Raw genomic sequence first — 22424 nt, 5'->3', positions numbered from 1 at the left:
CTTATACAAGGATAGCGTAGCGCTGTGAGATTGCATGGAGTGAAGATTAATTCAGCGTAAGCGTCATTGACGACGGCGAGCAAAAGCCCGGCCTGCAGCCTCATCCGCATGCTTTTGCTCTTGAGCATCCTGCGCCCTGCTTTCTTGCTGGCGACAGGTTTCAATGTATTTCTCCATACCCCGCCGACGCTCCCAGGCTTGTTGCCACTCTCGCCGGCGGGCCTCAAACATTGCTTCAGCCTGGGCAAGCTGTTTCTGTTGCTGCAGGATAACCTGATCAAGCTGGGCAATAAATGCCTGCCAGGCTTGCAAACGATTTACCTGCACCACGCCATGGGCGCTGTTTCGGATCTGATCCCGGTATTCTTGCTGGTAACGGTTGAGCTTATCGACCTGTTCGCTGTGTTGCTCCACCACTTCGCGAGCCTTGCCCATCTGCTCCAGCGCTTCCTTCTCCTTCCGTTCTTCGAGAGTGAGCACAACTGCGAGGCGTTGGGAGCGAAGCATTAACCAGCACCTCTAGTGGCACCGGCCGTTGGGTCAGGAGCGGCAGATTTCCGGCGTTCCGGTGAGCGCCTCTCCGGCACCACCGACAACAAGCCCTCAATACTTTCAGGTAGCGACGCACGCTCGTTCAGATCCTGCTGCAGGAACTGGCGCATGTTGCTGATGTGAGTAATGGCGAAATCGGTTTCGGGGTCGGAGCCTTTCACGTAAGCACCTACACTGATCAAATCCCGTGCCTGCTGATAACGTGAATAAACCTGTTTGAACCGCTGGGAACGGGCAAAATGCTCGGTTTCTGTTACTTGTGGCATAACCCGGCTGATAGACGCTTCAACGTCGATGGCTGGGTAATGGCCCTCTTCCGCAAGCCTGCGGGACAGCACAATGTGACCATCCAGTATGGCTCTGGCGGCATCTGCAATGGGGTCTTGCTGGTCGTCGCCTTCGGTCAACACGGTATAGAACGCAGTAATGGAGCCGCCCCCGGGCAAACCATTGCCGGTACGCTCCACCAGTTGCGGTAGCTTGGCGAATACGGAAGGCGGGTAGCCTTTGGTCGCTGGAGGTTCACCAACCGCCAACGCAATTTCACGCTGGGCTTGCGCATACCGTGTGAGGGAGTCCATCAACAGCAGAACGCGTTTGCCTTTGTCGCGGTAGTACTCTGCAATGCGAGTGGTAAGCATGGCCGCACGCAATCGCATCAAGGGTGAATCATCCGCCGGAGAGGCAACAACAACCGATCTGGCCAAGCCTTCCTCACCCAGAATATCTTCAATAAATTCTTTAACTTCCCGGCCCCGCTCACCAATCAGACCAACAACGGTGATATCGGCGTCGGTAAACCGGGTCATCATGCCCAACAGCATACTTTTACCAACACCACTGCCCGCAAACAGGCCCAAACGCTGCCCCTGACCAACGGTCAACAAAGCATTAATGGCGCGAATGCCCACATCCATGGATTGGCGTACAGGGGCGCGGTTAAGAGGGTTGATAATATCGCCGGTAAGTGGAACACGGGCTTCAGCCTGCAACGGCCCTTTGCCATCAAGGGGCTCGCCACTGCCATCCACTACACGGCCCAGCATAAGAGGGCCAACAGGCACGCGGCTGGCTGAGGATAACCGAACTACCCTTGCACCTGGCTTAAGGCCTTCAATGGCTGTTAAAGGCATGAGGTAAACTTTATCGTCCTCAAACCCCACCACTTCCGCCTCAACGGTGCTGCCGCCTTCTCCTTTGATCACGCAGCGGTCGCCCACCACCATGGGACAACCGACACACTCGAGCGTTAGCCCGACCATTCTGGTCAGGCGGCCTGAAAGCTCAGGTTCCAGGTCTGAACGCAGATAAGCCTGATATCGATCGAGGCGATCAGCCAGGGAGGATGTCATCAGGCTCACCTTCGATGGGTTTATCCTCCGTGGGGGCACTTTCAACCGGGTCTTCGCTTGGCGCTTCTCCAGGGGAACTCAGCACGTCTCTCTGAAAGTCTGTCAGGTCATCCATCAGCGCGCCAAGTTCTTCGGGTTCGCCGCTTGCACTGTCTTCGATCTGCTGTTCCAGCATACTCTGAACGGCTCGCTGGAAGCGTTTCTCAACGGTAAAGTCGACGAGGCTGTTGCGGGTTTCAACCCGACAGCCGCCAGGCAATATCTTGTCATCTTCCACAACCGAGGCTGTCGCTTCAAAACGCTCCGCCACGTCACGAACGGCGCTGTAATCGTCCGGATGAACATAAATTCGAATGTTTTCCGCTGTTGTGGGTAATGCTTCTATGGCACGCCGCACCACCTTGCGTATCTGTGAAGAGTCAATGGTCAGTTCGCGGTAAACAACGGCCCGGGCAAGGACCATGGTCAGGTTCAGCAGTGACGTTTCAATTTCATCCTGATGCCGACCGATAGGCACCAGTAACTCTCCCAGCAACTGTTCAAGGCGCTCAAGGCTTGCACTGACTTCCTTGCGGGTTTCGTCATAACCTTCACTCTGGCCCCGCTCTTTCCCTTCCACAAGCCCTGCTTCAAGCCCTTCTTTATGGCCCTGTTCATAACCCTCGGCACGGCCCTCCTGCAATCCCTGCTCCCGGCCTTCGTTAATGCCATCTTCATGTGCAGCCTGGCGAATTTCAGCGATATCGCCAGCGGTCAGAGGCTTCAGGTCACGCTCTTCCACGCGAGCAACCTCATTACCACGGGCATCCAGCAACGGGAGCTCCCACCGCTCATAGGCGGTCAGTTCCTCCTTGGGAATGCGGCTGAGATCTTTAACAGTATCTTTGGAGGAGTCTTTCATCACATCATTTCTTCACCCGCGCCGCCCAGCGTGATTTCTCCCGCTTCGGCCATACGACGGGCAATGTTAATAATGTCTTTCTGAGCTGATTCCACTTCGCTCACCCGCACCGGGCCTTTCGCTTCCAGATCGTCCTGTAGCAGCTCGGCTGCTCGCTTGGACATATTCTTGAAGATTTTTTCCTGTACCGCGTCATCAGCACCTTTCAGGGCAACAACCAGCACTTCAGAGGACACCTCTCGCAGCAACGCCTGAATACCCCGGTCGTCAATATCTTTAAGGTTATCAAACACAAACATGAGGTCTTCTATGGTGGTTGCGAGGTCCGGATCCATATCCTTGATGGAGTCCAGCAGACTGCCTTCAATGCTGCGATCCATAAAGTTCATAATGTCCGCCGCCCGCTTTATACCGCCTATGCGACTGGTCTGGGCCGCAGACCCACCGGAGAACTGTTTTTCCAGAATATCGTTGAGTTCTTGCAGGGCTTGGGGCTGAATGCTTTCCAGCGAAGCCACCCGCATCATTACGTCGAGACGCACCTTTTCATCCAGCGTTGCCAAAATTTCGGCAGCCTGGTCCGGGTCAAGGTAAGAGATAACTATGGCCTGAATTTGCGGGTGCTCATAACGGATAATGTCGCCGACAGCTCTCGGCTCCATCCATTTGAGCGTGTCCAGGCCTGTGGTATTGCCACCGATAAGAATACGATCAATCAGGCTCGCGGCTTTGTCGTCGCCCAGTGCTTGAGTCAGCATGGCGCGAATATAATCGTCATTGCCCACACCCAGCCCGGTTTGGCCGCCGACTGCATCGACAAACTGATTCAACACATAGGTCACATCGCCCTTGCTCACATCTTTCATCTGAGCCATGGCAACACCTACCCGCTGGACCTCTTTGGGCCCCATATGCTTGAGCACTTCGGCGGCATCTGCCTCACCCAGAGACATCAGCAGGATCGCCGCCTGCTCCACCCGAGGAATTTTCCGCTGAGGCGCTTGCGGTGCATCAGCACCTGGCGCTCCGGATTGATCAGTCATCAACATTCACCCACTGGCGCATCACCTGAGAGACCCTCGCCGGATCTTCGGCAATCAGGCCTTTAAGAGCATTAAGTTGTCTATCATAGCTGTCTGTAGCGCCCGGCAAAAGCAAGTCGTCCTGCGAGGACAATGCCTTCCGCAAAGCGTCGTTGCCACCTTCATCATCATACCCATCCAAATCAGAATCCCCACCCCGGGAACGCTGGCCACCACCGGACAGGCTCTTCAATGTTGGTCGCAACAGGCCTAGCACCAGTACCAAAATTACCAGACCAGCCAAAACCTGCTTCATGAGATCCCAAAACCAGGGCTGCTCCCAGAACCCGGGCGCTTCAAACTCGTAAGTTTCTTCCGGGGCAAACGCTGTATTCATTACGGTCACGCTGTCGCCGCGTGCTGCAGAATAGCCTACAGCATCCCGCACCAACATGCTCAGTCGCTGCAACTCCTGCTCGGGCCATGCTTCATAGGTTACCGCGCCGGTGTCCGGATTGACCACTTTCATGTCGTCTACAGCCAGTGCAACCGTTACGCGCCTTACGCGCCCGAGCTCCTGTCGGGTATAGCTAACCGTGCGATCCATCTCATAGTTGCGCGTAGACTCCTTACGCACGTTCACTGGCGGTGGTACTGGCACGCCGCCCTCTACATCGCCGGCTTGCGCATTAACCTGCTCAGGCACTGTCGCGTTAGCAGGAGGCTGATTGGACAGAGCCCCCGGCACGCCGCCGTTAAAACCGGCGACACGTTGCTCTGTGAGATCACGTTCGCTGCGCACCGCTTGTTGCTCCGGGTTGAACAGCTCCTCGGCCTGCTCAACTGAAGAGAAATCCAGGTCTGCAGACACTTCGGCCCGGTACCGGCCTTCGCCAACAATAGGCGCGATTAGAGAGGCAACGCGGCGCGTCAGCCGCTCTTCCAGGCGCGAGGTGTATTCGTATTGATCCTGCATGCGCTCGCCATCGCCGCGAGTGGTTTTACCAGTCAGCAGGTTCCCGTTCTGATCAACAACCGTGACATGGTCTTTGTTCATCATTGGAATACTGCCGGCAACCAGATTCACAATCGCTGCAATCTGTTCCTGTTCCGGGCGACGTCCTGCAAACACTTCCAGGAAAACCGATGCGGTGGGATCGCGGGCGTCCCGCACAAATACGGAACGCTCCGGAATAGCCAGGTGAACCCGGGCAGCGCGCACGCCACGCATACTGCTAATGGTGCGCGCCAACTCGCCCTCAAGGCCACGGCGGTAGCTGACAGTTTCCATGAACTGGGAGGTACCCAGGCCACGATCCTTGTCGAGCAGTTCGTAACCCATGGTTTTTTGATCTGTAACACCCTCGGCAGCCAATTTAAGCCGAGCCGTGTATACCTGATCGGAAGGCACCAACAGAGCACCGGTGCGCGTATCCATTTTATAATCGATGCCATTGCTGTCGAGAATGGTGGTTACGTCTTGCGGGTTGTATGCAGACAAGTCCCCCACCACGGGCTGATAATTCGGCTCCTGCGCCCATAGTACAACTGCGAGGCCCAAGGCAACACTGGCAGCAAGCCCCACCATCAGGCCAACCTGTCGCAGCAGGTTCAGGCGGTTAAAGCCCAGAAACAAATCACTGTTGCTTTCGGAGCCACCGCCACCTTGAGTGGCTGGCATATTCGGAATTGTTTCTGCGGGAACGCTGGCCATGTCTGTGCTCCGTTATCAGATCGGCATATTCATTATGTCTTCGTAAGCCCTCACCACCCGGTTACGTACCTGGGTTAAGGCTTCAAAAGACACAGTAGATTTCTGGGCTGCAATCATCACGCGGGTAATATCCACAGTGGGGTCACCCGTATCGTAGGCCGTACGCAATGCGTTGGCATCCTGCTGAACCTCGTTCACATTGTTAACGGCCTTGCTCAGCATGTTGCCAAAGCTGGCTGTTTCCTGGGTTTGATCAACCTGGCGCGGCCCGTCGATACGGCCACGCACTGACAAATCCTGGTCAACACGCTGGTTCTGATTCATTTGCGAACGCAGTGCGCGTATATCCGAAAGAACACTGTTGATGTCGGCACGCTGAACCATAACTTTCTCCTGACACCACCCCTGTAGGGGCTGGCTTGCTGATCTATCTGTATTGATTAAGACTAAGCAATGGTCAGGCCAGAATTACATAACGCTTCATTTACAACAAGTTAAGGGTACACAACAAAGACAAAGGTTACATAACGACAGAGTTTTGACAGGATTTAATTACCCACAATACCTGTGGATAAGATTGTTAGCACAGCAAGGACATGTCACCTACAACACCATGGAATGGGGCCTGCAAGGAACTGGTGTGAAATTGAACAGCGCACGGCACGCAGCCATAAAAAAGGCACCCAGAGGGTGCCGAATGAAGGGGTACTACGGTAATTCGGGTTTACGCCATAGCCAGCTCAGCATCCAGATCTATTCCGGCCTCGCGCATCTGAGCCAACTTGTATCTCAGTGTTCTGGGGCTGATGCCCAGCTGCTCCGCCGCCCTGTTACGGCGGCCGCGCTCACTCCTGAGGGTCTGGATAATGATACGAAACTCCTGCTGGCGCAGATCATCTCCCAGTGACCCGGCTTCAACGGCTGACGGGGCTGAGTCGACGGACTCTTGATACCCCGTCGCAGGCGCTGGCAGCCCCTCGTGTGGCAAAAACGGCTCTTCAATACCCACTGCAACCGGGGCAGGAGATGTTGGTGCAACTGCATGGCCATCAAAGCGTCCGCTAGTACCCATATCGAGGCACAGGTCGCCCGCATGAATCACGTTACCCTGATGCAGAACCAGAGAACGCTGGATGGCATTATCGAGCTCCCGCACGTTCCCGGGCCAACTATGCTGAGCCAGCGCGTTGCGGGCATCGGCAGCAAAGCTGATGCCGGTAAGTTTCATCTTGCGGCAGTGCTTCTTAAGCAAATAAGTTGCCATGGGCAGGATATCCAGAGGGCGCTCCCTCAATGGCTGCCAATGCATGGGAAATACGCTCAACCGGTAATAAAGATCTTCCCGAAACCGGCCTTCCCGCACGAAATCTGCCAGATCCCGGTTGGTGGTCGCAATCACACGAACATCCAACGAGATGGTTTTGCGCCCACCTACCCGCTCCACTTCCCGCTCTTGCAGAACACGAAGCAATTTGGATTGTAGTGCCGGGTCCATCTCTGACACTTCATCCAGCAAAATCGTTCCGCCATTAGCTTGTTCGAATTTACCTGGGGCTGATGCAATCGCACCGGTAAAGGCACCTTTTTCATGGCCGAACAGAATCGCTTCAAGCATGTTCTCGGGAATAGCCGCGCAGTTAATGGCCACAAACGGCTGTTCCGCCCGGGGCGACTGCTGATGGATGTACCTGGCCAGCACTTCTTTACCAGTACCGCTCTCGCCGGAAATCATCACCGTAGAATCACTGCCAGCCACCTTGGCTGCCAGTTGAAATATGCGCTTACTGGCCGGGTCTTCAGCTACTGGCTCATCGCCAGACTTCGAGCGACTGCCGCCGACCACCTTGGTGACGGCATCAACCAATACCTTTGGCTCAAAGGGCTTGACCAAATAATCCACTGCACCGGATTGCATGGCAGAAACCGCATGGCTGATCTGTCCGTAGGCTGTGATCAGCATCATCGGCAAGCCCGGGTACAGTCGCTGCACCTCTCCCAACAGTTCATGACCGGAAAGGCCCGGCATATTTACATCGCTGACCACCATATCGACTGGTGCCTCTGCCAGTCGAGCCAGCGCCTCATGGGCATTGGAAGCTTCACGCACGCGGAACTTTGCCAGTTCCAGAGTGGTTACCAGCGCCTCCCGCAGGTCGCGGTCATCTTCAACAATCAGTATCTGGGCCTTGGCCATGGTTGCCTCCGATTAAACGGTCTTACGAGAAGGGTTACGGGAAATATTGCTCAAAAGCGGCAAGCGCAGAGTTGCAATAGCGCCGCCCTGCTCTGGCGAATCAATAGAAAACTGCCCTTGGTGCGCCTTAACAACGGCCTGCACAACCGCCAAGCCAAGCCCGGTGCCGTGAGATTTCGTTGTGTAAAAAGCTTCCGCAAGCCTGCCAGCTTCTGCTTTGGCAAAGCCCGGGCCGTTATCCATTACACGGACCAGTAACTCGCCCGTTTCCAACGTAATCTGGACCGCAACGGCGGTTGCACCAGCCTCAAGGCTGTTATTCACCAGATTGGTACAGGCGCCGACCAATGCATCCCGGTTACACATCAGCCGACAATCCGCTGGCACTTCATTCCTTAGCATTACATCCGAACCGGATGCGGGCTTAATGCCTTCCAGTGCCGATTCCAGAGCTGAAACCAGTGTTGCGGCAGAAAGCTCCTCCGCCAAACGAGTCTCGCCTCGGGCAAAAATCAACATATCTCGCACCTGCTGCTCCAGGTGGGTAAGCCGTGACATCAAGCGGGAAGCACAACGCTGGCGCATTTCCTCATCCAGATCATCCTGGGTTAAGTGACCGCCGTAGAGAATAGCTGCAGACAAAGGGGTACGAATCTGGTGAGCAAGCGACGCAACCATCTTGCCCATGGCGGAAAGCCGCTGTGCGTGAGCAAGCTGTGATTGCAGATGACGGGTTTCTGTTTGATCGGTCAGCAGAATCAGCTGCCCTGGCTGGTTTTCCATGGTACGGATTTCAATGCTCACCCGGCGCCCATCTTTCAAAGACACCTCGTGACCATCATCACGGCGTGGCGAGAAACAACGGCGAATCACATCCACCCAGCGCTCACCTTCCAAAGGCTCACCCAACAACTCAGCCGCCGCCGGATTACTCTGAGACACCACACCCTGGCTATCCAGAACCACCACACCCGCAGGCAGAGCTTTCAAAAGAGTAGAAAGCCGATCAGCCAACTGCTCTTTCTCCTCCAGCTCCTGCTGACGCTGCAGAGACTCCTGGCTCAATTCGCCAGACAACTGGTTAACCCGCGACTCCAGCGTGCGATAAGAATCGGTAATCTGCCGCGACATCTGGTTAAACATCTCCAACGCAGAATCCACCGCCTCATCATCCTGCTGCGGAAACAACGCCCTAACCTTATCGTTAGCATCCGCCGCCGCATTGGCCTGGGCCTCATGCTCCACCGACTGAATGACAAACTGTGCCTGACTCATAACCTGACTCCCGATTAACCCGTTACACCGGGCCACACCCTTAGGATGATTCGTTTGCAGGTTACAAAGCGAGCATCGTGCCAACTAGACTTTTACTATATAAATCAATGAGTAGAATTACCCAAAGAAAGGCAAGCGACGGGTTTACGTCGCCCAGAAACGAGAAAACGCCAAAGGCCGAAAACCTTTGACGTCTTATTGTCACAAGAAAAAAGAAGGCAACTCGACAGTTAATGCGCGGGTGTGGGGTAGCCCTTTTCAAAAAATGTCGCGTGTCTGAGCGAAGCGAGTTTTGCGACACTTTTTTGAAAAGGGCTACCTCGCGACCGCGCCACCACCAAAGCCAGCCACCTCAGGACTCCTCAGATTCCTCCTCCCGAAGCCCATACTTCCGAACCTTCTCAACCAACGTAGTCCGCCGAACCCTAAGCTTCTCCGCCGCCCGAGCAACCACTCCGCCCGCTTCATCCAAAGCCTGCTGAATCAACTGCCGCTCAAGATTCGACAAATAATCCTTGAGATCAATACCATTCACCGGCAACAAAGCCGGGGCATCCAACCCAACCAGACCAGGAATACCAGAAGGCATCCCCGAATCCTCAATTGGCCGATTCTCATCAAAATCGTCCACATACCGGAACTTCTTCGGCAACTCCTGCACCCCGATTACCGAATACGGGTGCATAATCGCCAGCCGCTCCACCAGGTTCGCAAGCTCCCGCACGTTGCCCGGCCAGTCGTGCCGGCACAAACTCATGATGGCCGCCGAATTCATTCGCAAAGAGCCGCGCTTCTCTTTCTCCATGCGAGAAATCAATTCATTAATCAGCAGTGGAATATCTTCCACGCGATCCCGCAGTGACGGCACTTCAATGGGAAAGACATTCAGGCGATAGTAAAGATCTTCCCGGAACTCACCGGATTCAATCATATCTTCAAGGTGTTTGTGAGTGGCCGCAATAACACGAACATCCGCAGAAATCGTCCGGTTACTGCCAACCCGCTCAAACGTACGTTCCTGCAAAACGCGGAGTATTTTTACCTGCATGTTCAGGGGCATATCGCCGATTTCATCCAGAAACAGAGTGCCGCCTTCTGCCATCTCGAAACGCCCGACCCGTGCTGTAATAGCGCCGGTAAATGCACCCTTTTCATGGCCGAACAATTCGCTTTCCAGCAACTCCGCGGGAATGGCGCCGCAGTTTACGGGCACAAACGGCTTGTCACGACGGGAGGAATGGTAATGAAGGTTTCTGGCAACAACCTCTTTGCCGGTGCCAGACGGCCCGGTAATCAGGACACTCACATCCTTATCGGCCACTTGCTCCATCAGCTGGCGCACTTGCTGCACCTTGCGGCTGGTACCAACCAGACTGCGAAACAGCTGCAGGCCTCGCTGCTCACCACGTTCCTTGGAGCGGCGGAACTGATCGCTGTATATTTGAGCGCGGTACAACGAATCAACAAACTTGGTGTAGTTTAGCGGCCATTCCATACGAGCAATGATGCGTGCGGCATCTGCTTCCGGAAGGCCTTTGAGTACTGGGTCGCCAACCATCAGGAAAGGGACGCCCTGAACCGCTTTGCACACTTGTTCAATGGTGCGGACGATGTTCGGGTCTTCCCCATTTACCACAGCAACCGAGATGTCCGCCAAGCTTCCTGCATCGCCGGATTCGAGGAGCGCCAGTGCTTCGTCGCCTGCTAAAACTTGCTCCTCGCCGATGAACTCCAGAATAGTCGCCAGATCCCGGCGCCTCGACTCGTCCTCACTCAGCACCAACACCTTGTTATTTTTGGACATTCACAAACATCTCTTTGGGGGATATGTGCGGTATTTAAGACTGTAAACACAGAAGAGTCAATTTTATGACGCTATTTAGGCTGAGTTGTTGAAACGTTCTGATAAGCCTTGGCGGCACTGCGGTTTCGATTCACGCCCTTCAAGGCCTGTTCCGCTTCGGCCTTGGCTCGGGTAGCGCCCTCGCCTGCTGCGTCCATAAACTGGCGCAACTCTTCAAGCCTTGTCCGAACCAGTTCCGGATCCGCCTGCCCGGCTTCGAGCGAAGTCATAAGTGGCTCTATTGTAGGCTTAACCTGCTCATTGAGCCGAACCAAGGCATCCCAGTCCTGCTCGGCGAGCGCGCGACCGAGGTCTGCCATAAGTTGATCGAAGCTATCCAGGTATGCCTGGAGTGCGGTTGAAGGGGGAGTTTGAGGGTCGGCCACAGCGTGTTCTCCTGGAAGCAAGGGATAGAATACGGACGACCCGGGACAAGCCACCGGCAAACGCTAGCGACTTAACCATTTACACCATAATCAGCGGCGAGCGTCCCGCCTCGCTGAGGAAGCCGTAAACTCGCTGCCACGGAACCCGGGCTCGAAATTATAAGCAGGATAGTTATTGTTCAAACCATCAATATAGTAGCGTTTCGCCTTGAGGTCGTACGTCATCTCCATGGTAGTCCAGAATACTGGTACCTGGTAATAGCTGATGTTGTGAGCTTCGGAAACACGCCACAAGTTACCAGCCTCGTCATACTCTTCCGACATCAGGATTTGCCAACTGTCTTCGTCCACATAGAAAACACGACGGTCGTAGATGTGTTTGATGCCGGTGCGACGAGTTGCTTCGACAACCCAGACTCGGTGAAGCTCGTAGCGGGCCAGTTCTTGATTGATATGCCCCGGGCGGATGACATCACCCGGCTTAACCGACTCATCATGCAGCTTGTAGGCATTGTAAGGAACAAACAATTCACGCTTGCCCTTCAGCTCCCAGTCATACTGGTTTGGCGCACCGTTATACATATCTTTCTGGTCGACCGAACGCAGCGACGAAGAGTTAGGCAAGTCTGTCTCATACGCAAGGTTCGGTGAGCGCCTCAGGCGCCGTGATCCAGCGTCGTAACGCCAAGCCAACCGAGGGGATCGCACCTGATCCAGTGTTTCATGCACCAGCGTGATTGTTCCAGCCAGAGTGGATGGTGAAATCGTATCGGTCTTGAGATAGAAGATCTTGTTATCTATATCTGCAAGCTCAGTGCCTTCCTTGCTGTAAGGGAAGTAGTAGTCGTAGTGGTTAACCACTGGGTTGAAGGAGCCATCTACCTGCGGCGTCGCAGAGGCACTCCGGAAGGAAACTTCCTCGCCACGGTAACGAAGAATGTGGTTCCACATCACCTCAAGCCCGCTTTTCGGGATTGGAAACGGGCTTGTCATAATGGTGTTGCGTACGCCGTTACCATTATCCAGTACTTCTGCAGTCAGAGCATTCTCATAGAACTTATCGTACACATGCTCAGGAAATGCGGCGGTGCGACGAGTCTGATAAACCGGCATAAAGAAGTTCGGGCCGTATTGGCTCAACATTTTGAGCGAGCCATCAGAGAGCTTGTCTTTGTAGAGATGCATGTTGTTCGCAGTGATTACGAACAACGTATCGTCTGCAGAGAAAGGGTCTATCTCAACCTGCCCCTTACGCCAGTTTCCTGGCGCCTCACGCAGCCCGCCTGTCCACTCGGGAATGCTGCCAGAGGCATTGCCTGCCCGCTCAGCACCAACCGGCGTCAAATCCTGTTTTAGCCGTTCTGCTTCAGCTACCGTTACTGCTGACAGCGCCTGGCCGGTGTACCCGACCAAAAAAACTGCCATACATGCGACTAATCGGCTCCGCATTCCTTACCCCTCCAGACAACCCAATAACCCAAGACGAAGCATGCTTTTTGCCAAATTCAAACGCCCGTTTCAAGTCATTAATTGTGTTTTATTGTCACCTGGGCGCAAGTCTGAAGGGGGATAAAGAAATCTGCAAACCAAAATGGTAGAATGGCTGATTAATTAAGGTGAGCGCTCGATGGCTTCTCAATGGTATTCGCTGGTTTCACAAAAATTGTTTCTTGCCAGCACGTTACTTGATGTCGCGGCCCAAACTGCGATTACAGGAAGTTCGGCGCCACCGCAAAAATTGCAACAGGAAGCAGCAACACAAGGCTCTATCGAGCTACTACTGAGGGCAAAGCGGTTATTGCTGGTAATGATTGCCAAGTTTTACCAGAAGCGCCCAAACGGACCCTTGTCTCTCGCAGAACTCGCCAGCCTTATTGGCGATGAGGCCTCAGAAATTGAGTTGCTTACCGCCCTCGAGCGGGACAGCGGAAGCTGGTGGAGCCACATTGAGCAACTCGAAACTGCTCAGAACAGCCCGCCCGCGACACGGAAGACGGTGAGTTCAGAAAACATTATTGCCGTCTCAACAGAGCTTGGGCCAGACCGCTCAGCCCAAGCTCTCAGAAGAACGCTGAAAGCCATGAAACAGTTTACCGACAATCTGGAAGCGCAGCACGGCGAGTGGTAACCCCTACCGAGCACACAGCCTCAGGTTCTCAACATTAAAAGGTTATTGAAATGTCACCATCGTTTTTTGAAATTGTACAACTGAACAACGGCGATTACGCCCTGCGGCGCATCGATGACGACAACGCGCCATTGGTCAAAATTTCGTTTTCAGATGAAGCCCGTGAAATGATGGGAGATCGGGATATGTCTGTGGCCAAAGCCATGATTGCAGCTGGAATAGAAGCCGCCGGAACTGTCTCTCACGACATCGACTGGGAGGATGACGAGCTGGACATTTCAGACACCCAGCCCGCATACACCCTTCATTAAGACCAGGCTCAACGCTGCCTGAGAACAACCCCGTGGCTGTTACCTTTAGCAGCTGCTTCCTGCAAGGAGGCAAACGCTGTTTTACCCAGCTTTCCTGTCCACATAACTACTGCGTGGCAGGTACCCGCGCTGAGAGCTATTTCAGCAAGTTGGCGAGCCGGGTGTTCAGCGGTGGAGCGTAGAACCAGCAGTTCACCGGTCACAATGCCGTGCATCTTCTGCCACTTACTCACCAGCGCCTGGGGCGGGTCTATCCACGCCAGCCAGCGTTTCTCCTGGTTCAGCTGAGTCAGCATTGGCAATAGCAACTGGAAGTTCTCTACCTGCCCTTCCGGGAGAATGATTTCCGTCACATTGCCAGCCGGCTTGGTGCTTTCCACATCGGGCTTGTGCCGAGCCCGAATAACCGTGCGCTGTTTCGGGGCTGCGTATTCCGATATCAGGCCTGGCATAACGCTCTGCTGCCACGCAATATTCTGATTAAAACTTAACTGTTCCATAAATTACCCGCCTTTCAATGCGTCTGTGGTTATGCCCGCCCGATCAGTGCAGATCGGAACGCCGGATAACACCCACACCCAGCCCTTCAATAAACAATTCCTGCTCTTTCAGGTCGATTTCTATCGGCGAAAACTCTTCGTTTTCGGCGATCAGATAGACTTTCGAACCTTCTTTTTTAAAACGTTTCACAGTCACTTCATCACCCACCCGGGCCACGACCACCTGGCCGTTATGAACATCCTGAGTACTGTGTACAGCAAGCAGGTCACCATCAAGAATCCCGATATCCTTCATGCTCATACCTCTGACTCGAAGCAGATAGTCAGCGGACGGCGAGAAGAATTCCGGCTTCAGTGTGCAATGCTCTTCAACGTGCTCCTGCGCCAGAATAGGACTGCCCGCAGCTACCTGGCCAATTACCGGCAGGCCTGGATCTTCAGCAACTTCAGGCAAGCGGATTCCCCTGCTGGCACCTGGAACCATTTCGATGGCACCCTTACGCGCCAGTGCTCGCAAGTGCTCTTCCGCAGCGTTCGCCGAACGGAACCCCATCTCTGTCGCAATTTCTGCACGTGTAGGTGGATAGCCGGTTTCGTCTACAGATCGACGAATAATTTCCAGTACCTGAGTCTGTCTTGCTGTCAGCTTCATTGTTTCGCTGCTCCGCTTGCTGCATGCAGGGCTTATACAAGCCGGGTCTTATAAGAGATGGCGTATACAGTGATTCAACCATCCTGTTTTTTTATACAGTTAAATCACTATATACAGTGTTTTATCCAGTGTAAAGCCAAGCACTTCATTTTCTTGAAGCCCCCTGACTGGTAAGGCTTTGGTAGTGTGATAAAGTTAAAAACCTCACACTCCGCCTTTAGAGAGAACCATGAATCGAATCATCACGTTAAACATGCCAGACATTGCCAAAACAGCCGACGGGAAAGAGCGCCGGGTGGGTGTGGAGATTGAATTGTCCGGTTTGGGGTATCAGGAGCTCGTAGATCTGGCTGGCGAATTGTTGGGCGGTAAATCAAAACCGGAGTCCCGCTATGTAAGCACGCTTGAAACACCCTTTGGTCATTTTATTATCGAGTTGGACTCAGACCCAATCAAGGATCTGGACCTCGCAGACGACCGCTTACCCCAACCCATTCGGGAACTTGGCGGGCAAGCAATGGAGGTTATAGACGCAGCGGCTGAACTGATTGTGCCGCTGGAGATTGTCAGCCCGCCCATGGAGTTTTCAGACTTGTGCCAGATTGAGACTCTGGTCGACGAGCTCAGGGAGGCGGGTGCACTGGGTAGCAGAAACGCGATCTATTTTGCATTCGGCTTACAGCTCAACCCTGAATTGCCGGATCTCAAGCCGACAACACTCGTGCGCTACTATCAGGCGTTTGCAGTGTTATATGAATGGCTAAAGGCGCGCCATCAGCTGGACATCAGCAGAAAATTTACGCCATATATTGAGCCATGGAGCAGCAAGTACACTGACCTGTTGATTGAGGACGACTATGTGCCAGATCAGCGGCAGATGATGGTGGATTATCTCGAATCCAACCCCACACGAAACCGGGCGCTGGATCTGTTGCCCCTGTTCGCGCATCTCGACAAATCGCTGCTCGACGAATACGTCGAAGACCCCCGTATTAAAAGCAGGCCCACCCTGCACTACAGACTTCCGGACTGTGACATCGACAATCCTGAATGGCATTTTTCTACTGTCTGGAATGATTGGGTCGTAGTCGAACAACTGGCGAATCATGCTGAGGATTTGAAAGAACTGCGCACCCTGTTCAGGGACAGCCGTAAAATCAGCTTACGCAATCTGACTACAAGCTGGCAGGAAACTTCTGCAAACTGGCTCGAAAGCAAGGGCTATGTCTAAACACATCGATCCAGACGACAGCCTGCCAGGGCTAACGATAGGTATCAGTGGCCCGGCCCGGAAGCGTGTTGCCCAACGCTTGATTAGCCTGGCGCTTCGCTTGAAGGGTGCGCACACTTACTACATTCGCCCAGGCGCAAGAGTGGATGTGTCCCTGCTTGACGGCCTGGTGCTTTCCGGCGGAACTCACGTTCACCCTGAACGTTATGGCCAGCAACCTCAGGTGAGCGCCAAGTACGACAAAGCACGAGATAGCACAGATCAGCTGCTGCTGGAGCAAGCGGAGTCGATAGGAATCCCTGTATTGGGCATATGCAGGGGTGCGCAGTTCATCAACATATTCCACGGCGGCTCACTGTGCCAGAACGTAACGCCCCTGAGGGTAAACACCAGGCACCGTCCTTTGTTGCTACCAATGCAAACCGTGCGACTTGTAGCAACAAGCCTGCTGGGGCAGGTTATGAGAGCGCCCGTAATAGGTGCCAACCGCATCCACAGCCAGGCAATAAAGCAGCTTGGTAAAAACCTGAAGGTCACCGCAGTGGATAACGACCTGTTTGTTCAGGCCATTGAAAGCTCCCGGGGGCAATGGCTTATGGGGCTTCAATGGCACCCGGAATACCTGCTTTACCACGGTGGGCACAGGCGCATCTTCGGTCAATTTCTGGAGGCCGCCATGTCATTCAAGCTGGCCCGTTTGTCGAGTGGCACAGCCACCGAATCGTCACCAAGCGAAACCACCAACACTGATGGATGCTAGAAATCCCGGGTATAGAAAATATCCAGAGATGCAGCCAGCCCGCTAGCGGCTTCCAGATAGAAGTATTTGCCCAGATCATAACGCAACGCCACTGTACTGATCGGCTCAAAAATTCCGACCCCGTAACGAACACTGAGTTCGTCGGTCAGGTAACCACTGGCCACCACCGATGTTTGATCGCCACTGCCCTCGGCTTCCAGGGTTAGCTGGCGTATGCCGAACTCTTCTCCAATCTGGCCTGTCACCCGGTTTACCTGGTTCAGGCCAAGGGAAATGGCAGCACGACTCATTTGGCCATCATCGCTTTGGCCACCGGGGGCGCGGCCAAGAATCACATAAGACAGAGCATCTGATTGCGGCATGGAAGGGCTGGAAAACACTTCCGTTGTGGGCGATTGAACCGGCCCACTTAATCGAATCCCTGCTACAACGGTATCCACCTGCCGGATCGCTTCAATATCCAGGTACGGCTGAACCAGATTACCAACAAACAGTAATCGCGCCCGACGCAGCTCAAGCTCCTGCCCATAGGCCTCGTATTGGCCGTTGACCAACTGCAGTGTGCCTCTTGTGTCCATGTCGTTATGGATTCGCAACGAACCTTCCAGATCACCGGTCACGCCGAATGCCTTAAAGGTCACCTGATCATCACCGACCACCACCGTGACATCCATATCCAGTGAGCGGATAAGAGGCTCCTCCTGCTCCACGCCCACAATCACTTCGTCTTCAGATACGGACACCGCCTGAGCAGGCAGACCTTTAATCTCGATACTTCCTCGGGGCACCTCAATCCGGCCTTCCACGCTCAGCGTGCTTTCACGGAAGGCAATGGTGAGATCTGGCGCCACTTCGACGTGCGCGTAGGGTTCCAGGCTAAAGGGTAACCGCTCTCCGGTAATGCGAATCTGGCCCCCGGGAGCCCCCTGCCAGTCGACTTCCCCCTCGATAACGGCTTCGCTGCGGGCATTACTATGAATTCGACCACGAATATCAGCGGAATAGCCGTTGAGCTCAACGCTAACGATCACTTCTTCCATAGGCAGCGGTAAACGTGGATCTACCACCCGCCCATTGGTCAATGCAATCTCACCTTTCACTGCCGGTTTCATCAGTGGCCCGGAAATTGTACCCTCGCCGTTAACCTCGCCAGCAATTTCCTCTAGCCCGGTAAACAAGCCGGCCAGAGCAATATCGAGCCCTTCCAGCTTGAAGCTACCTTCAACTGGCCGGTCTGCGGCCATAGGGTCCAGGCTCATATCAACCGAAAGATTGCCAAGTTCAGGCCCCGACAGCCGCACGGCCAGATCTGCCTGTTCGGGCTTCAGTTCCAGCTCTGTCCTCAGGGTTGTGTAACTCAAGGTCTCCCAATCGCCATCCAGCAGCATTTCGAAGCGGCCTTCGCCCGCATCAAGCACTATCCGGCCATCCGGACCTGCATCGGCAGAGGTGAAGGCAATTTCGCCATTGATACTGGAATGCCAGCGCAAGGACTCTGGCATAAGCGGCGCCAAGGCCGCAGCCGGGAAACTGTCAACGCGGTAGGCAACACTAGGCACTGGCAGCAAGGTTTGGTCGTCAGCGCAAACCGAGCTTTGCTGCCAGCGCCAACAATGTGCAGAAAAATTGAGTTCGCCGTTTTCTTCATAGACAAGCCCGGCGGGCGCTTCCAGCCTCCAACTCTGCTCCTGCCCAGGCACATCAATCACACCGCGCGCAAGCTTGCCCTCCCAACCTTTCCAGCTATCCGTAGCCGAACCTTTGAAATCCAGCTGCAGCCTTGCTTCTTCATGCTGAGCATCAAGGGTGACCGTATGCCCCCCTTGGGTACCTTGCGCCTTCACGGCTAGTGACTCAATAGTTTGCCCACCGACGGAAACGCCTTTCCCCTGTACCTCACTGTTGAGACGGAATCCCTGGTCCAACTGTGCATTTACATCCAGAGTTTCAACAACCAGCAGGTCTTGCCAGCGCAGTTCGGTTGCGCTGGCCGTCAAGGTTCCTCGCGGGTCATCAGGTGTACCGGCAAGCTGTAGCTGAAGATCGGCTTGCCCACCAAGGCCCGGTAAAATTTTCTCCGGCTCCGTCAGCATAAGGTTAAGGCTGGCTGTTAATTGATTACCCCAACGCCCGCTACCTTCAACACGGTTATCACCAATAATCAGTTTCAGTTCCGGAACGTCCCAGTCACCGCTTGAGGTATCAAGGCTGCCTGCAATCACCGTGGGGCTGGCGCGCCATTGTCCCGCAAGGTCCCAACTGGCCGTCATATCAGGGACAGGGCCATCAGTAAGCTGGCCCTCTGTGGTAACACCACCGCTGAGACTAGCTTCCAGAAACGGAACCCAATAGCCCGGATTAAAGTTCTCCAGCTCCAGCGCCGCTTGCCAACTCAGCGGCCCAGCAAACCTGACAGCGCCCTCACCAGAGAGTGAGCCTGCCTCAGTAACCGCAGAGAGCTCGGTCAGCCGGACCTGGGAAGTGTCGCCATCAACCGTGGCCGCCAATTCTGTACTGCCTTGGGAGCTATCCACTTCGGCGGTGAGGTTTGCCTGATAACGCCCGTCGCGCCATGAGGCGTTTCCATCGAGTCTGCGCAGATCAACCGGCGGCTTTTCCAAGCCAGCAATCAGCGAATACCAGGGAAACTGCCGGAGCTGTATGTCTGCTTCCGCACTCAAGCCGCCCTGCCACTGGGTGCTACCGGTCACTACGACCGTTTTGGGTGAGCTTTCTGCCGGGCTCTTCGCGTCTTTACTGACTGCCGTCAGCGCCAGACGTATGTCTTTGGCGTTAGCGGTTGTAACCAGTCCCGCCAGTTTCAACTCAACCGGCCCTTCGGTGCCAGGCAACGTGGCCTGGCCTTTCGTCCTGAATCCGCTTTGCAAGTTGCCTTGAGCCTCCGCAAACCAGTTTTTCAGCACCAGAGTGTCTGGCAAAGCCTCCACCGCCCGGAAAGATTCAGAGGTTACCCGTAAGCGCGCTGGCAGGCTGGCTGCTAGAGGTTCTACCTTGCCTTCCAACGCAGCATTCAAATAACCGCGGCTCTGACCCGTAACGGCAAGATCCCTTACACTCCCCGACAATACCAGATCAATCACCCAGTCCGTGCCATAGGGCGGCGGCAGTGAAGCGCTAACGTCAAGATTTACGGGCCAGTCCCGTCGTGTTTCAACACGACCAGAGGCCACCACCGTGTATTCATCACGCTCGTAGTAAACCCGCTCGAGCGTCCAGTCCGTACCGGAACCCTTGGAATCAAGCTCGAATCTGTCCCACACTTTGCTGCCATTGAAGGTAAACGTGCCTAGCCGCACATCACTTACCCTGAGTCCAAGTGGCAACTCAAGCCGCGGCAAGCTGATGTCCTCCGGGGAGCTCTGCTGATCGTCAGAAGGCTGCACATTAACGTCCAGCTGTTCCAGATGCAGGGTTTCAAGGCAAAGCTGCAGATCAAAAAGACAGGAGGGTGACCAGTCTATGAGGGGGGCTTGAACCCTTACATCCACCCCATAGCCGTGCCACTCGATTCGGTCTGCTTGCCAGGTTCCGAACAGGGAGCCTTGGTCGTTCACGGCTTCAAGCCCCGGCACCTGGTCAATAACCCAGGCGGTGCCTGTTTCTGAGCGCAGCGCGAGCAATACCGCAGCAACCAAAACTATCGGAAGAAGTACAAACAAACCCAGAAGTAACACTATCCAGAATCGAAGGCGGCTCGTTCGCTTGCGCAGAGGTTTAGGCGGAGCGTCAGCACCGTTGTCTTTATTGTTTTTTTCCAGTTCCGTCACAACTCAGGCCCCATTGAGAAGTGAATCCGCCACTCACCACCAAATTCAGGATTCAAGCCCTTGGCAAGGTCCAGACGCAAAGGCCCCAAGGGGCTGATCCAGCGAATACCGGCGCCGACGCCGGTGGCAAGAGGGTCGAACAGGTCATTCACTGCGTTGCCATGGTCAACAAAAACGGCGGCTCGCCACTTTTGCGCAAACTGATACTGGTATTCAGCGCTACCCACCACCGTGTAGCGTCCACCCTCCGGAACGCCGCTATCATTTTCCGGCGAGAGCGTCTGGTAGCCATAACCGCGCACACTCTGGTCACCACCTGCGAAGAATCGCAAAGAAGGCGGCACATCTTCAAACTGGTTTGTCCCTACACCACCGATCTGAAGCCGTGACAAAAACCGGTGTTTTCCGGCAAGCGTATACAGCCCCTTGGCAACGGCATTCACGTGCAGAATATCCACGCTGGAAAGAGCTGCTCTGTGGGAGCCAGTAACGTTAATCTGCAAACGATACCCTTTGCTGGGATCCAGGGGCGAGTTGACGTGCAACTTGGAGTAGCCAAGCCCCGGCAGCAGCAGCGTACTCGTATCCTGTTCATCATCGCCAATGCTGAAGCGCTCTCCCTCCCAACTCAAAGACAGGACCTGCAACCATTCATTATCCAGCTGATGCTGCCATTGCTGCCCAAACGTCAGCAGCTCTGATTCGATATTCTCGATATCTTCACGCTGGTAGCCCGCCGTAAAACGAATGAGGTCGGTCATGGGCGGGTCCAGCGGCAGCTCATACCAGGTGCTCAGGTTCTGCCTTGGCTCCGATAGTTCAGTTTCTGCACCGCGGGTGTGCCCCATCGGATTGATCCAGTGCTCCCGCCAAGTAGCCCTGAAGCGCGGCCCCACGTCTGTGGAAAATCCGAGGCCTGTGGCAATGGAGCGGCCATCCCGGCGGGTCAGGCTGATGCGAACGGGGATGACACCATCCTCTGCGCTCGAGGGGGCCGCATCAATGTCTACACCTGAGAAGTAGCCACTACTGAGCAGGTCGCTGTTGAGCTTTGCAATTTCATCGGCGTGATACGGAATGCCCGGCTCAAACGTAACAAAATCGTGAAGGAGGTCACTTTCGAACCAGTGCCCATCTTCAAAGGTAACCGCCCCCAGCCGGTACCGGTCGCCGCTGTCGAACACCAGAGTGATGTTAGCCTCCAGGGTTTCCGGGTTCACTTCCAGGCTACGGGTAACAAGCCGGCCATCAAAGTAACCCCTGCGCCGGGCGCGGGTTTGCAGGATATTCCTGAGATTGCTGTAGTCGCCGTGGTTCAATATGTCGCCTTCGGCAGGATGGACAGGCAGGTTGTCGGTAAAACGCCGGTCGGTCGATGCAGCCCCGCGGATTTCAACGGTACGAGTCTTGATACGAACCGGCTCGCCAGGTGTTATTTCCAGAGTCAGGTGCGCCGTTTCTTCGGAATCCCCCTCATCGACCTGCCAGTCCACAATTGGACTGTAATAGCCTAGTGCCCGCAACCCTTTGCGAGCCTGGCTAACCGCCGTAGAAGCATAGCGTCGAAGGTTACCGGCACTGCGGCCCTCCACCTCGCCAATGAAGGCTTCGGCATTTTCCTTAAGACCGGGATAGTCACCTTTGACACGAACCTCAACCTGTTGGGCCATGCCCGTGGAAGACCACAGCAAAAGCAGCAGGCCCAGCAGCCGGATCTGTACCGATTTCAAAATGTGATCAAGTGATAGCATCCGGCTGTTTCAGTGTTGCTCGTAACGGTAGTGATTATCGCTCAAGCGTGAGAGTTTAACGACG

General features: G+C 54.7%; 19 protein-coding genes. 4 read left to right on the top strand and 15 right to left on the bottom strand.

Annotated features, from left to right (window positions below):
* Positions 1–63 precede the first annotated feature (63 nt).
* The 11 genes from fliJ to AADB16_RS08535 form a co-directional block, all read right to left on the bottom strand.
* Positions 64–507: a flagellar export protein FliJ gene (gene fliJ / locus AADB16_RS08585; protein ID WP_309043044.1), complete on the bottom strand. Its 444-nt coding sequence runs from the start codon at positions 505–507 to the stop codon at positions 64–66.
* Positions 507–1904 (bottom strand): flagellar protein export ATPase FliI, encoded by a 1398-nt coding sequence (gene fliI, locus AADB16_RS08580; RefSeq protein WP_410802672.1) that lies wholly within the window; start codon positions 1902–1904, stop codon positions 507–509. Before fliI ends, fliJ begins: the two co-directional genes overlap by 1 nt.
* Positions 1885–2805 (bottom strand): flagellar assembly protein FliH, encoded by a 921-nt coding sequence (locus AADB16_RS08575; RefSeq protein ID WP_410802670.1) that lies wholly within the window; start codon positions 2803–2805, stop codon positions 1885–1887. The genes fliI and AADB16_RS08575 overlap by 20 nt, the downstream gene beginning before the upstream one ends.
* Positions 2805–3848, bottom strand: a complete 1044-nt coding sequence (gene fliG, locus AADB16_RS08570) for a flagellar motor switch protein FliG (protein ID WP_309043041.1) — start codon at positions 3846–3848, stop codon at positions 2805–2807. The genes AADB16_RS08575 and fliG overlap by 1 nt, the downstream gene beginning before the upstream one ends.
* Positions 3841–5541, bottom strand: a complete 1701-nt coding sequence (fliF, locus tag AADB16_RS08565) for a flagellar basal-body MS-ring/collar protein FliF (RefSeq protein WP_309043040.1) — start codon at positions 5539–5541, stop codon at positions 3841–3843. The genes fliG and fliF overlap by 8 nt, the downstream gene beginning before the upstream one ends.
* A gap of 15 nt (positions 5542–5556) precedes the next feature.
* Positions 5557–5925, bottom strand: a complete 369-nt coding sequence (fliE, locus tag AADB16_RS08560) for a flagellar hook-basal body complex protein FliE (RefSeq protein WP_410802668.1) — start codon at positions 5923–5925, stop codon at positions 5557–5559.
* A gap of 340 nt (positions 5926–6265) precedes the next feature.
* Positions 6266–7735, bottom strand: coding sequence for a sigma-54-dependent transcriptional regulator (locus AADB16_RS08555; RefSeq protein WP_410802666.1), 1470 nt, complete (start codon positions 7733–7735; stop codon positions 6266–6268).
* A 12-nt stretch (positions 7736–7747) separates the two neighbouring features.
* Positions 7748–9010 (bottom strand): sensor histidine kinase, encoded by a 1263-nt coding sequence (locus AADB16_RS08550; protein ID WP_309043037.1) that lies wholly within the window; start codon positions 9008–9010, stop codon positions 7748–7750.
* A gap of 352 nt (positions 9011–9362) precedes the next feature.
* Entirely contained in the window at positions 9363–10814 is a 1452-nt protein-coding gene (locus AADB16_RS08545; RefSeq protein WP_410802664.1) for a sigma-54 dependent transcriptional regulator, read from the bottom strand.
* Between the two features lie 71 nt (positions 10815–10885).
* Complete coding sequence (locus AADB16_RS08540; protein WP_410802662.1) at positions 10886–11239, bottom strand: SOS cell division inhibitor; 354 nt, start codon at positions 11237–11239, stop codon at positions 10886–10888.
* Positions 11240–11329: 90 nt separating this feature from the next.
* A complete protein-coding gene (locus AADB16_RS08535) occupies positions 11330–12688 on the bottom strand; it encodes a DUF1329 domain-containing protein (RefSeq protein ID WP_309043034.1) in 1359 nt (452 codons plus the stop codon).
* Positions 12689–12866: 178 nt separating this feature from the next.
* Between AADB16_RS08535 and AADB16_RS08530 the strand changes: the two genes are divergently transcribed.
* Positions 12867–13367, top strand: coding sequence for a DUF6586 family protein (locus tag AADB16_RS08530; protein WP_410802660.1), 501 nt, complete (start codon positions 12867–12869; stop codon positions 13365–13367).
* A gap of 50 nt (positions 13368–13417) precedes the next feature.
* Positions 13418–13678, top strand: a complete 261-nt coding sequence (locus AADB16_RS08525; protein ID WP_309043032.1) for a hypothetical protein — start codon at positions 13418–13420, stop codon at positions 13676–13678.
* Positions 13679–13686: 8 nt separating this feature from the next.
* On the opposite strand, the gene AADB16_RS08520 is transcribed toward AADB16_RS08525, so the two are convergent.
* Positions 13687–14178: a cell division inhibitor SulA gene (locus AADB16_RS08520; protein WP_309043031.1), complete on the bottom strand. Its 492-nt coding sequence runs from the start codon at positions 14176–14178 to the stop codon at positions 13687–13689.
* 43 nt (positions 14179–14221) lie between these two features.
* Positions 14222–14830 (bottom strand): transcriptional repressor LexA, encoded by a 609-nt coding sequence (gene lexA / locus AADB16_RS08515; protein ID WP_298448074.1) that lies wholly within the window; start codon positions 14828–14830, stop codon positions 14222–14224.
* Positions 14831–15059: 229 nt separating this feature from the next.
* Here lexA and AADB16_RS08510 point away from each other — a divergent pair, with 229 nt between their 5' ends.
* Together AADB16_RS08510 and AADB16_RS08505 are read left to right on the top strand one after the other, a co-directional pair.
* The gene (locus AADB16_RS08510; RefSeq protein ID WP_410802658.1) at positions 15060–16061 is read left to right on the top strand and encodes an amidoligase family protein; all 1002 of its coding nucleotides are present in this window, start codon (positions 15060–15062) and stop codon (positions 16059–16061) included.
* Positions 16054–16821: a gamma-glutamyl-gamma-aminobutyrate hydrolase family protein gene (locus AADB16_RS08505; protein ID WP_309043029.1), complete on the top strand. Its 768-nt coding sequence runs from the start codon at positions 16054–16056 to the stop codon at positions 16819–16821. The genes AADB16_RS08510 and AADB16_RS08505 overlap by 8 nt, the downstream gene beginning before the upstream one ends.
* On the opposite strand, the gene AADB16_RS08500 is transcribed toward AADB16_RS08505, so the two are convergent.
* Positions 16818–20609 carry a translocation/assembly module TamB domain-containing protein gene (locus AADB16_RS08500; RefSeq protein WP_410802657.1) on the bottom strand — a complete coding sequence of 1264 codons (3792 nt, stop codon included), beginning with the start codon at positions 20607–20609 and terminating at the stop codon, positions 16818–16820. The genes AADB16_RS08505 and AADB16_RS08500 overlap by 4 nt on opposite strands.
* Positions 20606–22360: an autotransporter assembly complex protein TamA gene (locus AADB16_RS08495; protein ID WP_410802655.1), complete on the bottom strand. Its 1755-nt coding sequence runs from the start codon at positions 22358–22360 to the stop codon at positions 20606–20608. Before AADB16_RS08495 ends, AADB16_RS08500 begins: the two co-directional genes overlap by 4 nt.
* Between the last annotated feature and the right edge of the window lie 64 nt (positions 22361–22424).

This window comes from Marinobacter sp. KMM 10035, from assembly GCF_046537445.1.
Lineage (GTDB): Bacteria > Pseudomonadota > Gammaproteobacteria > Pseudomonadales > Oleiphilaceae > Marinobacter > Marinobacter sediminicola.
The sequence above is the reverse complement of the archived record's forward strand: the minus strand, read 5'-3'. Positions and strand labels throughout refer to the sequence as shown.

What these genes read in the sequence shown, in the direction of transcription:
- fliJ (WP_309043044.1), bottom strand. Translation starts at nt 507, where the DNA reads ATGCTTCGCTCCCAACGCCTCGCAGTTGTGCTCACTCTCGAAGAACGG.
- fliI (WP_410802672.1), bottom strand. Translation starts at nt 1,904, where the DNA reads ATGACATCCTCCCTGGCTGATCGCCTCGATCGATATCAGGCTTATCTG.
- AADB16_RS08575 (WP_410802670.1), bottom strand. Translation starts at nt 2,805, where the DNA reads ATGAAAGACTCCTCCAAAGATACTGTTAAAGATCTCAGCCGCATTCCC.
- fliG (WP_309043041.1), bottom strand. Translation starts at nt 3,848, where the DNA reads ATGACTGATCAATCCGGAGCGCCAGGTGCTGATGCACCGCAAGCGCCT.
- fliF (WP_309043040.1), bottom strand. Translation starts at nt 5,541, where the DNA reads ATGGCCAGCGTTCCCGCAGAAACAATTCCGAATATGCCAGCCACTCAA.
- fliE (WP_410802668.1), bottom strand. Translation starts at nt 5,925, where the DNA reads ATGGTTCAGCGTGCCGACATCAACAGTGTTCTTTCGGATATACGCGCA.
- AADB16_RS08555 (WP_410802666.1), bottom strand. Translation starts at nt 7,735, where the DNA reads ATGGCCAAGGCCCAGATACTGATTGTTGAAGATGACCGCGACCTGCGG.
- AADB16_RS08550 (WP_309043037.1), bottom strand. Translation starts at nt 9,010, where the DNA reads ATGAGTCAGGCACAGTTTGTCATTCAGTCGGTGGAGCATGAGGCCCAG.
- AADB16_RS08545 (WP_410802664.1), bottom strand. Translation starts at nt 10,814, where the DNA reads ATGTCCAAAAATAACAAGGTGTTGGTGCTGAGTGAGGACGAGTCGAGG.
- AADB16_RS08535 (WP_309043034.1), bottom strand. Translation starts at nt 12,688, where the DNA reads ATGCGGAGCCGATTAGTCGCATGTATGGCAGTTTTTTTGGTCGGGTAC.
- AADB16_RS08530 (WP_410802660.1), top strand. Translation starts at nt 12,867, where the DNA reads ATGGCTTCTCAATGGTATTCGCTGGTTTCACAAAAATTGTTTCTTGCC.
- AADB16_RS08525 (WP_309043032.1), top strand. Translation starts at nt 13,418, where the DNA reads ATGTCACCATCGTTTTTTGAAATTGTACAACTGAACAACGGCGATTAC.
- AADB16_RS08520 (WP_309043031.1), bottom strand. Translation starts at nt 14,178, where the DNA reads ATGGAACAGTTAAGTTTTAATCAGAATATTGCGTGGCAGCAGAGCGTT.
- lexA (WP_298448074.1), bottom strand. Translation starts at nt 14,830, where the DNA reads ATGAAGCTGACAGCAAGACAGACTCAGGTACTGGAAATTATTCGTCGA.
- AADB16_RS08510 (WP_410802658.1), top strand. Translation starts at nt 15,060, where the DNA reads ATGAATCGAATCATCACGTTAAACATGCCAGACATTGCCAAAACAGCC.
- AADB16_RS08505 (WP_309043029.1), top strand. Translation starts at nt 16,054, where the DNA reads ATGTCTAAACACATCGATCCAGACGACAGCCTGCCAGGGCTAACGATA.
- AADB16_RS08495 (WP_410802655.1), bottom strand. Translation starts at nt 22,360, where the DNA reads ATGCTATCACTTGATCACATTTTGAAATCGGTACAGATCCGGCTGCTG.